Source organism: Urechidicola sp. KH5, from assembly GCF_054661455.1.
Genome location: NZ_BAAFSW010000001.1, coordinates 792,702 through 805,603, shown reverse-complemented (window position 1 = coordinate 805,603; position 12,902 = coordinate 792,702). Strand labels below are relative to the sequence as shown.

The following is a 12,902-nucleotide window of genomic DNA, read 5'->3' as shown; positions in this document are numbered from 1 at the left end:
ACCCTATGGAACAAGGTTCAATTGATGTTGTAATAAAGGATAGGGTAGCAAGAGTTGCCTTTTATCACCCTGCTGGAAATTCTTTTCCAAGTAGTTTATTACAGTCTTTAACCAATCATTTAAATAAGCTTTCACAGGATAATTTGGTTGCGGTAATTTTATTACAGAGCAAAGGAGAAAGGGCATTTTGCGCAGGTGCATCCTTTGATGAGTTAGTGGCAATAGAAAATATGCAACAGGGTCAAAATTTCTTTATGGGTTTTGCAAATGTTATCAACGCAATGCGTACTTGTAAAAAACCAATAATTGGTCGCGTACAAGGAAAAGCAGTTGGTGGAGGTGTAGGACTTATTGCTGCTTGCGATTTCGTTTATGCTACACAATATGCTGCGGTTAAATTATCTGAATTGGCAATTGGAATTGGCCCTTTTGTTATTGAGCCTGCTTTAGAACGCAAAATTGGTAGAGCTGCCGTTTCAACAATGGCCTTTAATCCTACAGAATGGTATACCGCTGAATGGGCAGAAACTAAAGGATTGTTTAGTAAGGTGTTTGAATCAACTGAGATTATGGACGAACAGATCTATAAGCATATTGCTAAATTATCAAGTTATAACGTACAGGCTTTAGAAGATTTAAAGGCTACTCTGTGGCAGGGTACTGGAAATTGGGGTGCTTTGTTAAGTGATCGTGCCGCAATTAGTGGAAAATTAGTGTTGTCTGAAGCTACAAAATCGGCATTGCAACAATTTAAAAATAAATCGAAATAAATCGAGATGAGTAAAATTCGAATTACAAAACAATTTGATTTTGAAACAGGTCATGCATTATATGGCTATGATGGAAAATGCAAAAATGTGCACGGTCATAGTTACAAACTTTCAGTTACCGTTATTGGTACTCCAATAAGTGATAGTAATGAAGTTAAATTCGGAATGGTTATCGATTTTACCGATTTAAAGAAAATTGTAAACGAAGAAATTGTAGATAAATTTGATCATGCCACAGTGTTTAACCAAAACACACCACATCTAGAGTTAGCTAATGAGTTGATCAAAAGAGGACACAATGTAATTTTAGTAGATTATCAGCCTACGAGTGAGATGATGATTATTGATTTTGCAGAAAAGATTAAAGCCCAATTACCCGAGAATATAGAATTACATTCCTTAAAGCTACAGGAAACAGCTACTTCTATTGCGGAGTGGCATGCAAGTGATAATACCTAAAATTATTTGCCATTAAAAGTATTCATGGTGTTATTTGCACCAGCTGTACCAAACGATTTTATCAAAGAGCGTGAGGTTTCTAGCCTTTCAATAAGTTGAGATGCTTCTTCAGAACTCCATTCGCCAAGTACAAAATCTATTTGCCTACCTTTTGAATAATTGTTGCCTACGCCAAATCTAAATCTAGCGTAAGATTGGGTGCCAAGTTTCTCATTAATGTCTTTTAATCCGTTATGCCCACCAGCACTTCCTTTTGTTTTTAATCTAATAGTGCCAAAATCAATATTTAAATCGTCACAGATTACCAAAACATTTTCAAGTGCGATTTTTTCCTTAGTCATCCAATACTTAACAGCTTTGCCACTTAAGTTCATGTATGTAGAAGGCTTGAGCATTACAAAGGTTCTGCCTTTAAATTTAAAAGTTGCAGTACTACCAAGTTTGTTATCTTCAAACTTACAGTCTTCTTCTTTTGCTATATAATCTAATATTTTAAACCCGATATTATGACGTGTATTATCGTATTTAGGACCAATATTTCCGAGTCCTACGATTAATAACTTTTTCATGTCTAATTCTTGTTTTGGTGATTTAAATAAAAAGGATAACCAATTTTTAAAGGACATTGTATAAATTAAAAAAGCGCTATAAAAATAGCGCTTTTAATTTCATTGTAAATTTTCTTTACTCTGCTGCAGTTTCTTCTACTGCCTCCTCTTCGCCTTCTTCTGCTTCGTTCATCATAGAGTTACGAGATTGTCTTACTTGCACAACAACAGTATTGTCTGGGTGTAAGAAAGTACAACCGTGATTGTCTATCTCAGTAACATACAATTTGTTTCCAATTGCCAATTTAGAAATATCAGCAGAAAAGAAATCTGGTAAATTAGCAGGTAAACCTTTAGCTCTTAATTTACGTTTTGGGAAACGTAAAGAACCACCGTTCATAACACCTGGTGAATTACCTTGTAATTTCACAGGAATGTTCATTGTTACTTCTTTATCTTCAAATAATTGATAGAAGTCAATGTGTAAAATTTTATCAGTTACTGGGTGAAACTGGATATCTTGTAAAATAGCGTTAAAAGACTCGCCACCTTCCAATTCAATCTTAGCAGTATATACATTAGGCGTATATACCAACCCTTTAAATGATAACTCCTCAGCTGAAAAGTGTATAGGTTGATCACCTCCGTATAAAACGCAAGGTACCTTTCCAGCATTACGTAAGGCTTTAGTAGCTACTTTGCCTACGCTTTCTCTTTTAGATCCTTTGATTGTAATTGATTTCATTACAGTTTAAATATTTAATAATTATAAAATAAATTTATCGCTTATTGATGTATTATTTTGAACATTATACATCACCTCTGCAAATAAAGTGGCGCAAGATACAACTTTTATTTTAGATGACGTTCTGTTTAAAGGAATTGTATCTGAAATAATTAACTCTGTTAATTTGGAATTTTCAATACGTTCTATAGCCCCACCAGATAAGATACCGTGAGTAGCTAATGCACGTACACTAATCGCACCTCTTTCCATCATTAAATCAGCAGCTTTTGTCAATGTTCCTGCGGTATCAACCATATCATCAACCAATACAACATTCTTACCTTGTACGTCACCAATTAATTCCATATGAGCGATTACATTTGCCTTTAAACGCTGTTTGTAGCAAATTACCACATCACTTTTTAGGTGTTTAGAATAGGCATAAGCTCTTTTAGAACCACCCATGTCTGGAGATGCGATTGTTAAATTGTCTAATTTCAATTCCTTTAAGTGAGGCATGAAAATAGTTGATGCAAATAGGTGATCAACTGGTTTTTCAAAGAACCCTTGAATCTGATCTGCATGTAAATCCATAGTAGCAATTCTTGTTGCTCCTGCAGCTTCTAACATTTTAGCAACTAATTTTGCTGTAATTGGTACTCTAGGCTTGTCTTTTCTGTCTTGACGTGCCCATCCAAAATAAGGCATTACAGCAGTAATGTGTCTTGCAGAAGCTCTTTTAGCAGCATCAATAATCATCAGCATTTCCATTAAATTATCTGCTGATGGAAATGTAGAACCAATTATAAAAATTCTACGACCTCTAACAGACTCTTCAAAGGCTGGTTGAAATTCACCGTCGCTGTATGTTGAGAAATTAATGTTACCTAACTTAGCTCCGTAAGCAGTAACAATTTTTTCAGCCAATTCTGTACTCTGTCTACAAGCAAAGAATTTAGGCTCTAAAGAAGTGGTTGGCATACTGTGTGTTGTTTAAAGTGTGTGTATGCAAAATTAAAATAATTTATTTGGATAGAACTCTTTAAAAAAGAGAAATAATTTATAGATTTGCAGTCCAATTTTGAAGCCTTGGTGGCGGAATTGGTAGACGCGCTGGATTCAAAATCCAGTTTCTTCGGAAGTGTGGGTTCGATTCCCACCCAAGGTACAAAAACCATAGTATTTTACTGTGGTTTTTTTGTTCTTAGTAGGTTTATCTCAAGTAATTTTATTATACATTTAACTCTCAAATAAATTATTTCTAATTATTTTCGTCAGATTGAAATTTTGCGATGAGTAAAAAACAAAAACGCTACGATATAGCATACATGAAAATGGCTTTTGAATGGGCGAAACTTTCCCATTGTGAGCGTAAGCAAGTTGGTGCATTAATTGTTAAAGACCGTATGATAATATCTGATGGATATAATGGAGCGCCAACCGGATTTGATAATTGTTGTGAAGATGAAAAAGGCGAGACTAAATGGTACGTTTTACATGCCGAAGCTAATGCAATTTTAAAAGTAGCTGCATCAACTCAATCTTGTAAAAATGCCACGTTATATATTACATTATCACCTTGCAAAGAATGTAGTAAATTAATTCATCAGGCAGGAATAACAAGAGTGGTGTATGCCAATGCATATAAAGATTTGTCGGGTGTTGAATTTTTAAGAAAAGCGGGTGTAGAACTAACACGTTTAAAGTTTGACGATGAAAGAAAGTAGAACTCCATTATATATTGGTATAGCCGTAGCTTTCGGTATTTTGATTGGTAGCGTTTTAAATTTTAATAATAGAGCGGGCTCTATTTTTAGTAAAAGCTCAGAAGAAGCTAAGATTAAAAGGCTTATAGATTATATAAAATATGATTATGTAGATCAGGTTGATACAGATCATCTATTAGATGGAGCCATCAATCAAGTAGTAAGTAAATTAGATCCTCATTCGGTGTATTTTACAAAGGAAGAATTACAAGCTGAAAACGAACAATTTCAAGGGAATTTTGTTGGTATTGGTGTGCAGTTTGTAATGAATCAAGATTCAGTAGTGGTTACCAAAGTACTCAAAGGGGGACCGAGTGAAAAAATTGGATTAAAAGCAGGGGATAGAATTGTTCAGGCAAATCAAGATTTGTTATCTAGCGCTGGATTAACAAGTAAAGATGTAATTAGCATTTTAAAAGGGGAACCAGATACTGATGTAAATTTAAAGGTGTATAGGCCTTCAGATCAGAAATTACATACTTATAGACTCGAACGTGGAGAGGTGCCAATTATTAGCGTAACTGCCAATTACATGTTAAATGATTCATTGGGTTATATTAAGATAGAGCGATTTGCCAGAACTACTTATGATGAGTTTAAAACAGCTTTAGATGGGTTGATAGAAGATGGCATGAAAAAATTGGTTTTAGACTTGCGAAACAATCCAGGAGGATATATGGATATTGCCAATGATATTGCAGATGAGTTTTTAGAAAAAGGAAAATTAATAGTATTTACAAAGAACAAAAAAGGAGATATCCGCGAAGATTTTGCAACCGAAAAAGGAGTATTTGAAAATGGAGAAGTCTATATTTTGATTAATGAGAATTCTGCTTCTGCTAGTGAAATTATTGCTGGAGCACTTCAAGATAACGATCAAGGTCATATTATTGGTCGCAGGTCGTTCGGCAAAGGATTAGTTCAGCAGACCATGGATTTAGGTGATGGTTCTGCAGTTAGACTAACGACATCTAGGTATTATACTCCTACGGGAAGATCTATTCAAAAGCCTTATAATCTGAGTGAAAGTGATAAGTATTACGATCAGTTTTCAAAGCGATATGAAAATGGAGAACTTATTAGCGCAGACAGTATTAAGGTGAACGATTCGCTAAAATTTACGACACCTAAAGGTAAAGTTGTTTACGGTGGTGGTGGTATTATTCCTGATGTGTTTGTGGCAATTGATACCACAAAATATGTAGAAAATAGATACTTAATAGGTATGAACAGATTCGCATTTGATTATGTAGATGCAAATCGTGAGGAAATGCAGCAATGGTCTGTTGAGCAATTTATAGAGAATTTTGATAAGGAAGAGATAATTTTAAATGAATATCTCAATACTTTAGATGTAAATACAAGTTTCTTGTCATCTAAAAAACGCGCATTGATTAAAGAGTATTTAAATGGAGTTTTTGCTCAAAATATGTTTGACGAAAATGGCTTCCATCAAGTTGTTCAACAAGATGATAGAATGATTGATCAAGTCAAACAAATTGAAAACTCCAACTAATATCCGTACTTTTCAGATTAATTATGAAGTCGTCTAAAAAGATTTATTTCGCCTCAGATCAACACCTTGGTGCACCAACGCCAGAAGAGAGTTTACCTAGAGAATTAAAATTTGTTCAATGGTTAGATAAGGTTAAAAAAGATGCAGAAGCCATCTTTTTATTGGGCGATTTATTCGACTTTTGGTTTGAATATAAAAAAGTTGTTCCAAGAGGCTTTGTAAGGGTGTTGGGTAAGCTTGCCGAAATTAAAGATAGCGGTGTTCCAATCCATTTTTTTGTAGGTAATCACGACCTTTGGATGGCAGATTATTTTGAAAAAGAATTACAGATTTCTGTATACCACAAACCTAAAGTTTTTGAGTTTAATAACAAGTCTTTTTTTATCGGTCATGGTGATGGTTTAGGCCCTGGAGATAAAGGTTATAAGCGTATGAAAAAAGTGTTTGTTCATCCGTTTTCAAAGTGGTTATATCGTTGGTTGCATCCTGATATTGGAGTAAGTTTAGCCCAGTATTTATCTGTTAAAAATAAATTGATTTCTGGAGACGAAGATGTTGTGTTTTTGGGAGAAGAAAATGAATGGTTGGTACAATACGCTAAACGTAAGTTAGAGAGTCAACATTACGATTATTTTTTGTTTGGACATAGACACTTGCCTATGGAAATTGAACTGAATAATACCTCAAAATACATCAATACGGGCGATTGGATTTCACACTTTACATATGCAGTTTTTGACGGTGAAGAATTGCATCTTAAAACCTTTAAAAACTACGGATTTTAGTCTTTTATAAGGGTATTTTTAACCTATTTTTAACAGCGAAAAAAAAATTATTTCTGCTTCTTGCATCACTCAAGAAAGCATAGTAAATTCACGCTTTAAATTTTTTGACATGATAGAAGAGAATAACCAATCAGTTGACATCAGAGCCATCAATGAAAAAATTGAAAAAGAGAGCGCTTTTGTCGATTTGTTGATGTTAGAAATGAATAAGGTAATTGTAGGTCAAAAACACATGATCGAACGATTGCTTATAGGGTTGTTAGGTAACGGACATATTCTACTTGAAGGGGTACCAGGGTTAGCAAAAACGCTTGCCATTAATACACTTTCTCAAGCTGTAAAAGGAGATTTTAGTAGAGTGCAGTTTACGCCAGACTTATTACCTGCCGATGTTATTGGAACCATGATTTACAACATGAAAGACAATGACTTCTCAATTAAGAAAGGACCAATTTTCGCTAATTTTGTTTTAGCAGATGAGATTAACAGAGCGCCAGCTAAAGTGCAATCTGCATTGTTAGAAGCTATGCAGGAACGTCAAATAACTATTGGTGACGAAACCTTTAAGTTAGATGAGCCTTTCTTGGTAATGGCAACTCAAAATCCAGTGGAGCAAGAAGGTACCTATCCTTTACCAGAAGCGCAGGTAGACCGTTTCATGTTAAAAGTTGTGATAGACTATCCTAAATTAGATCACGAACAACTCATTATGCGTCAAAACTTAAATGGAGGTTTTGAGAAGGTAAAATCAGTAGTGAGTTTAAAAGATATTATCAGTGCGCGTTCTGCAGTGAAAGAAGTGTATATGGATGAGAAAATTGAAAAGTACATTCTCGATATCATTTTTGCTACGCGTTATCCTGAAAAATACAACTTAGCAGATTTACAAAACTTAATCAGTTTTGGAGCGTCGCCAAGAGGTAGTATCAATTTAGCTATGGCTGCTAAATGTTATGCCTTTATCAAGCGTCGCGGATATGTGATTCCAGAAGATGTTAGGGCGGTAGTAACAGATGTGTTGCGTCACCGTATCGGAATTACCTATGAAGCCGAAGCTGAAAATGTAACTTCAGTTGATATCATCAACAAAATTGTAAATGAAGTAGAGGTGCCTTAGAGGTTTAAGACATTCCTACTGGAATACGCTGTTAAGATATAGCACACCAAACAAAATATATTTAGAATCCTTTCTCAAAAGGAAAGGGTTAGATTGGGTAAAATGGATACGAAAGAAATACTTAAAAAAGTACGAAAAATCGAGATTAAGACACGTAGGTTGTCTGATCATATTTTTTCGGGGGAATACCACAGTTCCTTCAAAGGTCGTGGTATGACATTTTCTGAAGTACGGCAATACCAGTTTGGAGATGATATTCGTACCATAGATTGGAATGTAACGGCGCGTTATAACGAACCTTATGTAAAGGTGTTTGAAGAAGAGCGAGAATTAACCATGGTTTTAATGGTTGATATAAGTGGTTCTGAATTATTTGGTACAACCCAGCAATTTAAGAGAGATACTATCACAGAAATTGCAGCTACCCTTGCATTTTCTGCAATACAAAATAATGATAAAGTTGGCTTGCTTTTATTTTCTGATGATATAGAGTTGTTTATTCCTCCTAAAAAAGGAAAAAGCCATGTGTTAAGAATTATTAGAGAGTTGATTGAATTCAAACCTAAGAGTAATAAAACAGATATTGGTAATGCGTTAAAATATCTTTCTAACGTAATGAAGAAAAAAGCCATTGTTTTTGTGCTTTCTGATTTTATGGATGACAACTACGATCACTCCCTAAAAATTATGGGTAATAAGCATGACCTTACCGGAATTAGGGTGTTTGATAAGCATGATGAAAAGTTGCCAAACCTTGGAATGCTTCCTGTAAAAGATGCAGAAAGTGGTGCAACAGTGTTGGTTAATACCATGTCTAAAAGTGTCAGAAATAGTTATCATGCTAACTATTTGAAAAGTGTAGATTACTACGAGAAATCATTTAGTAGAAGTGGTGCAGGTACCATAAGTACTAGAGTAGATGAAAGCTATGTAAAGAAACTATTGGGTTATTTTAAACGTAAAGGTGCAAAGTAAATTGAATAGATTTTTTAAACATATAAACTCCTTAAAAGCAGCAACTACTTTCTTTTTAATATTGGTATTTGCTGTTTCTGTAAATGCTCAAGAACAAGTGCGTGTTGAGGTAGATACTACTTTTATTAGAATTGGTGAGCAAATAAATTATAAGATTACAGCTGATAAAATAGAAGGTGTTCAGTTTCCTAAATTGAAAATGGATAGCCTTAAAAAAGTTGAAGTTGTAAAATCCTTGCCTGTTGATACCACGTCAAACAGTTATGTTAAAGAATACATTCTTACAAGCTTTGATAGTGGTCAATATTTAATACCAAAACAAGCTGTTTTTATCAATAGTAAAAAGCATGTACTAGACTCATTATTGGTAAATGTTACTACAGTGCAGGTTGATACTTTAAAGCAACCTTTGTTTGCTGCAAAGACCATTCAAGAACAGCCAATTATATTTGATGATTATAAGCATATAGTATACATTGTGCTGGCGGTGCTATTGGTTATTGCCGCTATTGTTGCGTTTATCATTTACACAAGAAAAAGAAGGAATGGAGACTTTGTTAAGATGATTCCTCCTTATGAAATGGCAATGCAACGTTTGACTGAATTAGATGAAAAAGATTTAGTTCAGCAAGAAAAAATTAAAATGTATTACAGCGAACTTACAGGTATTTTAAGAACCTATATTGAACGCGAATTGCATATACCGGCATTAGAATCTACATCAGATGAATTGATGGAGTTGATTAAAGATTTCAATCAGGTGAAATCATTAGACCTTCCTAAAGATGTAATGAAGAATTTGCAATTGATGTTGCAAGAATCAGATTTAGTAAAGTTTGCTAAATCAAAACCAGATGGAGGTACCATTAATTTACATAGGTCATTTACAGAAGAAATGATTAATAAATTAAGGCCTGAACCGTCTGAAGAAGATGAAAAAGTAGAAGGAGTGAGTGAAGTTGATGTGCAAACTCCTGTAAAGAAAAAATTCCCGACAAAATTGGTTGTTACCATTGTTTCTGCCTTAATAGTTGGAACGCTATCATATTTTGGAGTAAAATCTTTAATGTCTAAAGCAATTTCAGCTTTAGATGTGCCAACACTAGTTCAAGAAATGAATGGGCAAACACCGGCAATGTTGGATAGTGAAAGCAGGTTAGAACAAGTTGTTCAAGTTTCTGATAATAGCATTCAATTCGATTTGACCTTGGTGAATTTTGAATTAGGTGCCGCAGATATTCAGACACTGACAGAGGTGTTAAAAACTGAAATAGTAAAAGGAGTTAAGAAAAGTGAGCAAATGAAATTGTTTAGAGATAAACAATTGACATTGATTTATAACTACAAAGATAAAAACGGGTATAGTGTTACAGAAATTGTAGTTGAACCAAAAGATTATGAAGAATAATGATAGGTGATTGGGGTCAAATAGAATTTACACATCCGCATTTTTTGTGGTTGCTTTTAATTGTACCAATGTTGGGGGCTTATTACTTTTTCAATCGAAATAATGCGAGCGCAACACTAACGGTATCAAGTACGAAAGCATTTTTAAAACCATCAATTTGGTCTAAATTGAAACCCTTATTATATGTCTTAAGACTATGTGCATTGGCAGCATTAGTAGTTGCATTGGCAAGACCTAGAATTACATCCGTTAGTACCAAGGTTAATACCAACAAAGGTATTGATATTGTAATGGCCATTGATGTTTCGGCAAGTATGTTGGCAGAAGATTTAAAACCAAATCGATTGACAGCCTTAAAAGAAGTTGCAAACAATTTTGTGAATAAAAGACCAAGCGATAGAATTGGTATTGTGGTTTATGCTGGCGAGAGTTTTACACAAACACCTATAACCAGCGATAAAAGAATTGTTAAAAACACCATACAAAATATTCAATGGGGCCAACTTGATGGTGGAACTGCAATAGGTATGGGGCTTGGTTCTGCAGTAAACAGATTAAAAGAGAGTAAGGCAAAAAGTAAAGTCATCATTTTATTGACAGATGGTGTAAATAATACGGGTTTTGTAGATCCTAAAACTGCCACCGAGTTAGCCAAAGAATTAGAGATTAAAACATATACAATTGGTATAGGAACTAAAGGTACAGCCTTATCTCCAGTTTCAATTATAAACAATCAATTACAGTATCAACGTGTTCCAGTAGAAATTGATGAAGAGTTGTTGCAATACATCGCAGACGAAACGGGGGGTAAATACTTTAGAGCTACAAATAATAAGAGCTTAAAAGAGATTTACGACGAGATTAACAAGTTAGAAAAAACAGAGATAGAAGAGTTCAAATACTACAATTACGACGAGCGTTTTAGAAGTTGGGTGCTGCTTGCAGGAATCCTTTTGGCTTTTGAAATGTTATTGAGATTAACAGTATTTAGAAGTTTTATTTAGAGATATGTATCAAATAGAAGAGCCGTCATATTTTATGTACCTATTGGTAATTCCAGTGATTTTCGCACTGTTTATTGCTGTTTCTTGGTGGAAAAAACGTACGCAAAAAAAATTCGCTTCCGATGTTTTATTGCGCCGTTTAGCGCCACAACGCTCAATGTTTAAGTCGTATCTTAAAATGATTGTGTTCTCGGTAGGTTTGGCATTTTTAATAATTGCCTTGGCCAACCCTAAAATGGGAACAAAATTTGAAACCGTAAAGAGGCAAGGTGTAGATATTGTTTTTGCATTAGACGTATCAAGAAGTATGTTGGCAGAAGATATTGCTCCAAACAGACTTGAAAAATCAAAACAAATTATCTCTAAGATCATCGATAAATTAGGGAGTGATAGAATAGGCATCATTATTTATGCTGGTAATGCATATCCATTATTGCCAATTACAACAGATCAGAGTGCGGCTAAAATGTTTTTGCAAAGTGCAAATCCAGATATGGTGTCTAGTCAGGGTACTGCGATCAATGAGGCTATTAAATTGGCGACCACTTATTATAATGACGATGAACAAACAAATAGGTTCTTGTTTATTATAAGTGATGGAGAAGATCATCAAGAAGACGCCTCTAGTGCTATAGATGCTGCAACCAAAGAAGGCATAAAAACGTATACCATTGGTGTTGGTAATCCTGAAAAAGGATCGCCGATTCCAATCAAACAAAATGGTAAGATAGTTGGTTATAAAAAAGACAGTAAAGGTGAAGTCGTATTAACCACCATGAATGATGCTACGTTAAAAGAAATTGCCGATAAAGGAAAGGGAGAATATTATTTAGGAAACCGCACGCAAAAAACGGTAGACTACGTAGAAGAACTATTACAAAAAGCAGAGAAAAGTGAGTTTGAATCAAAGGAATTTGCAGATTATAAAGACCAGTTTCAATGGTTTGTAGCAATCGCATTATTCTTCTTGATAATTGATGCTTTAATGTTTGAGAAAAAAACCAAATGGATTCAAAAATTAAATCTGTTTAACAAAAAATGAGAATCATAATTTTCATATTATTACTATTACCGCTGGGTTTATCAGCACAGCAAAGTGAGGCTGCTCTAAAAAGAGAGGCTCGAAAGTTGGTGCGCGAGGGTAATGAATTATACGCTCAAGAAAAGTATGCCGACGCAGAGGTTGCTTATAAGAAAGCACTTAAGAATGATCCACAATACGAAATTGCACAATACAATTTAGGAAATGCATTGTTGGCTTTAGATAGAAATGACGAGGCCAGAGCTGCCTACGATTTGGTAAATAAAATGTCTGAAAATGACCTAACCAAGGCAAGCACTTTCCACAATATTGGTAATAGTTTTTACAACGAAAAGAATTACCAAGCCGCAGTAGATTCTTATAAAAATTCATTGAGGTTAGAACCTTCGGATGAAGAGACAAGATACAACTTGGCTTTGGCTCAAAAGATGTTAGAAGATCAGCAGAATCAGCAAAATCAAGATCAGAACGACGATAACAAGGACAATAAGGATCAACAAGATAAAAATCAAGATCAGAATAACGAAAATCAGGATAATAAAGATCAAGATGATCAGAATAAAGATGAGAATCAAAACAACGATAATCAGCAAAACGATCAAAACGACAAGAAACCTGAAGACCAGAAAAAAGATCAGAAACAACAACCGCAACCAGGTAAATTATCACCTAAACAGGTACAGCAGTTGTTAGAGGCTATGAATAACGAAGAAAAGAAGACACAAGAAAAAATGAATGCCAAAAAACAAAAAGGCAAAAAAACCAAACAAGAGAAAGACTGGTAA

Annotated in this window: 14 protein-coding genes and 1 tRNA gene; 12 read left to right on the top strand and 3 right to left on the bottom strand. The window is 34.5% G+C overall.

What is annotated here, in order from left to right:
- Nucleotides 1-5: 5 nt before the first annotated feature.
- Together ACYQ5R_RS03730 and ACYQ5R_RS03725 are read left to right on the top strand one after the other, a co-directional pair.
- Nucleotides 6-770: an enoyl-CoA hydratase/isomerase family protein gene (locus ACYQ5R_RS03730; RefSeq protein WP_460189567.1), complete on the top strand. Its 765-nt coding sequence runs from the start codon at nucleotides 6-8 to the stop codon at nucleotides 768-770.
- 6 nt (nucleotides 771-776) lie between these two features.
- Nucleotides 777-1,229 carry a 6-pyruvoyl trahydropterin synthase family protein gene (locus ACYQ5R_RS03725; protein ID WP_460189566.1) on the top strand — a complete coding sequence of 151 codons (453 nt, stop codon included), beginning with the start codon at nucleotides 777-779 and terminating at the stop codon, nucleotides 1,227-1,229.
- Between the two features lie 2 nt (nucleotides 1,230-1,231).
- Here ACYQ5R_RS03725 and pth read toward each other — a convergent pair whose 3' ends face one another.
- The 3 genes from pth to ACYQ5R_RS03710 form a co-directional block, all read right to left on the bottom strand.
- Nucleotides 1,232-1,798 (bottom strand): aminoacyl-tRNA hydrolase, encoded by a 567-nt coding sequence (gene pth, locus ACYQ5R_RS03720; RefSeq protein WP_460189565.1) that lies wholly within the window; start codon nucleotides 1,796-1,798, stop codon nucleotides 1,232-1,234.
- 115 nt (nucleotides 1,799-1,913) lie between these two features.
- The gene (locus ACYQ5R_RS03715) at nucleotides 1,914-2,522 is read right to left on the bottom strand and encodes a 50S ribosomal protein L25/general stress protein Ctc (protein ID WP_460189564.1); all 609 of its coding nucleotides are present in this window, start codon (nucleotides 2,520-2,522) and stop codon (nucleotides 1,914-1,916) included.
- Nucleotides 2,523-2,543: 21 nt separating this feature from the next.
- A complete protein-coding gene (locus ACYQ5R_RS03710) occupies nucleotides 2,544-3,485 on the bottom strand; it encodes a ribose-phosphate pyrophosphokinase (RefSeq protein ID WP_460189563.1) in 942 nt (313 codons plus the stop codon).
- 105 nt (nucleotides 3,486-3,590) lie between these two features.
- Between ACYQ5R_RS03710 and ACYQ5R_RS03705 the strand changes: the two genes are divergently transcribed.
- From ACYQ5R_RS03705 to ACYQ5R_RS03660, 10 genes are all read left to right on the top strand, one after another.
- Nucleotides 3,591-3,672, top strand: a tRNA-Leu gene (locus ACYQ5R_RS03705).
- Between the two features lie 124 nt (nucleotides 3,673-3,796).
- Entirely contained in the window at nucleotides 3,797-4,231 is a 435-nt protein-coding gene (locus ACYQ5R_RS03700; RefSeq protein ID WP_460189562.1) for a deoxycytidylate deaminase, read from the top strand.
- Nucleotides 4,218-5,786: a S41 family peptidase gene (locus ACYQ5R_RS03695; protein WP_460189561.1), complete on the top strand. Its 1,569-nt coding sequence runs from the start codon at nucleotides 4,218-4,220 to the stop codon at nucleotides 5,784-5,786. The genes ACYQ5R_RS03700 and ACYQ5R_RS03695 overlap by 14 nt, the downstream gene beginning before the upstream one ends.
- A 23-nt stretch (nucleotides 5,787-5,809) precedes the next feature.
- Nucleotides 5,810-6,571, top strand: coding sequence for a UDP-2,3-diacylglucosamine diphosphatase (locus ACYQ5R_RS03690; protein ID WP_460189560.1), 762 nt, complete (start codon nucleotides 5,810-5,812; stop codon nucleotides 6,569-6,571).
- 109 nt (nucleotides 6,572-6,680) lie between these two features.
- The gene (locus ACYQ5R_RS03685) at nucleotides 6,681-7,688 is read left to right on the top strand and encodes an AAA family ATPase (protein ID WP_460189559.1); all 1,008 of its coding nucleotides are present in this window, start codon (nucleotides 6,681-6,683) and stop codon (nucleotides 7,686-7,688) included.
- A gap of 102 nt (nucleotides 7,689-7,790) precedes the next feature.
- Entirely contained in the window at nucleotides 7,791-8,663 is an 873-nt protein-coding gene (locus tag ACYQ5R_RS03680) for a DUF58 domain-containing protein (RefSeq protein ID WP_460189558.1), read from the top strand.
- Nucleotide 8,664: 1 nt separating this feature from the next.
- Nucleotides 8,665-10,071: a hypothetical protein gene (locus ACYQ5R_RS03675; RefSeq protein ID WP_460189557.1), complete on the top strand. Its 1,407-nt coding sequence runs from the start codon at nucleotides 8,665-8,667 to the stop codon at nucleotides 10,069-10,071.
- Nucleotides 10,071-11,075 carry a vWA domain-containing protein gene (locus tag ACYQ5R_RS03670; protein WP_460189556.1) on the top strand — a complete coding sequence of 335 codons (1,005 nt, stop codon included), beginning with the start codon at nucleotides 10,071-10,073 and terminating at the stop codon, nucleotides 11,073-11,075. Before ACYQ5R_RS03675 ends, ACYQ5R_RS03670 begins: the two co-directional genes overlap by 1 nt.
- Nucleotides 11,076-11,079: 4 nt before the next feature.
- Nucleotides 11,080-12,117, top strand: a complete 1,038-nt coding sequence (locus tag ACYQ5R_RS03665; protein ID WP_460189555.1) for a vWA domain-containing protein — start codon at nucleotides 11,080-11,082, stop codon at nucleotides 12,115-12,117.
- On the top strand, nucleotides 12,114-12,902 hold the full coding sequence (locus tag ACYQ5R_RS03660) for a tetratricopeptide repeat protein (RefSeq protein WP_460189554.1): 789 nt from the start codon (nucleotides 12,114-12,116) through the stop codon (nucleotides 12,900-12,902). Before ACYQ5R_RS03665 ends, ACYQ5R_RS03660 begins: the two co-directional genes overlap by 4 nt.

Bases quoted from the DNA above. Each gene is read 5' to 3' on its own strand.
- pth (WP_460189565.1), bottom strand. From the start codon at position 1,798: ATGAAAAAGTTATTAATCGTAGGACTCGGAAATATTGGTCCTAAATAC.
- ACYQ5R_RS03700 (WP_460189562.1), top strand. From the start codon at position 3,797: ATGAGTAAAAAACAAAAACGCTACGATATAGCATACATGAAAATGGCT.
- ACYQ5R_RS03690 (WP_460189560.1), top strand. From the start codon at position 5,810: ATGAAGTCGTCTAAAAAGATTTATTTCGCCTCAGATCAACACCTTGGT.
- ACYQ5R_RS03660 (WP_460189554.1), top strand. From the start codon at position 12,114: ATGAGAATCATAATTTTCATATTATTACTATTACCGCTGGGTTTATCA.
- ACYQ5R_RS03695 (WP_460189561.1), top strand. From the start codon at position 4,218: ATGAAAGAAAGTAGAACTCCATTATATATTGGTATAGCCGTAGCTTTC.
- ACYQ5R_RS03725 (WP_460189566.1), top strand. From the start codon at position 777: ATGAGTAAAATTCGAATTACAAAACAATTTGATTTTGAAACAGGTCAT.
- ACYQ5R_RS03730 (WP_460189567.1), top strand. From the start codon at position 6: ATGGAACAAGGTTCAATTGATGTTGTAATAAAGGATAGGGTAGCAAGA.
- ACYQ5R_RS03670 (WP_460189556.1), top strand. From the start codon at position 10,071: ATGATAGGTGATTGGGGTCAAATAGAATTTACACATCCGCATTTTTTG.
- ACYQ5R_RS03665 (WP_460189555.1), top strand. From the start codon at position 11,080: ATGTATCAAATAGAAGAGCCGTCATATTTTATGTACCTATTGGTAATT.
- ACYQ5R_RS03715 (WP_460189564.1), bottom strand. From the start codon at position 2,522: ATGAAATCAATTACAATCAAAGGATCTAAAAGAGAAAGCGTAGGCAAA.
- ACYQ5R_RS03685 (WP_460189559.1), top strand. From the start codon at position 6,681: ATGATAGAAGAGAATAACCAATCAGTTGACATCAGAGCCATCAATGAA.
- ACYQ5R_RS03710 (WP_460189563.1), bottom strand. From the start codon at position 3,485: ATGCCAACCACTTCTTTAGAGCCTAAATTCTTTGCTTGTAGACAGAGT.
- ACYQ5R_RS03680 (WP_460189558.1), top strand. From the start codon at position 7,791: ATGGATACGAAAGAAATACTTAAAAAAGTACGAAAAATCGAGATTAAG.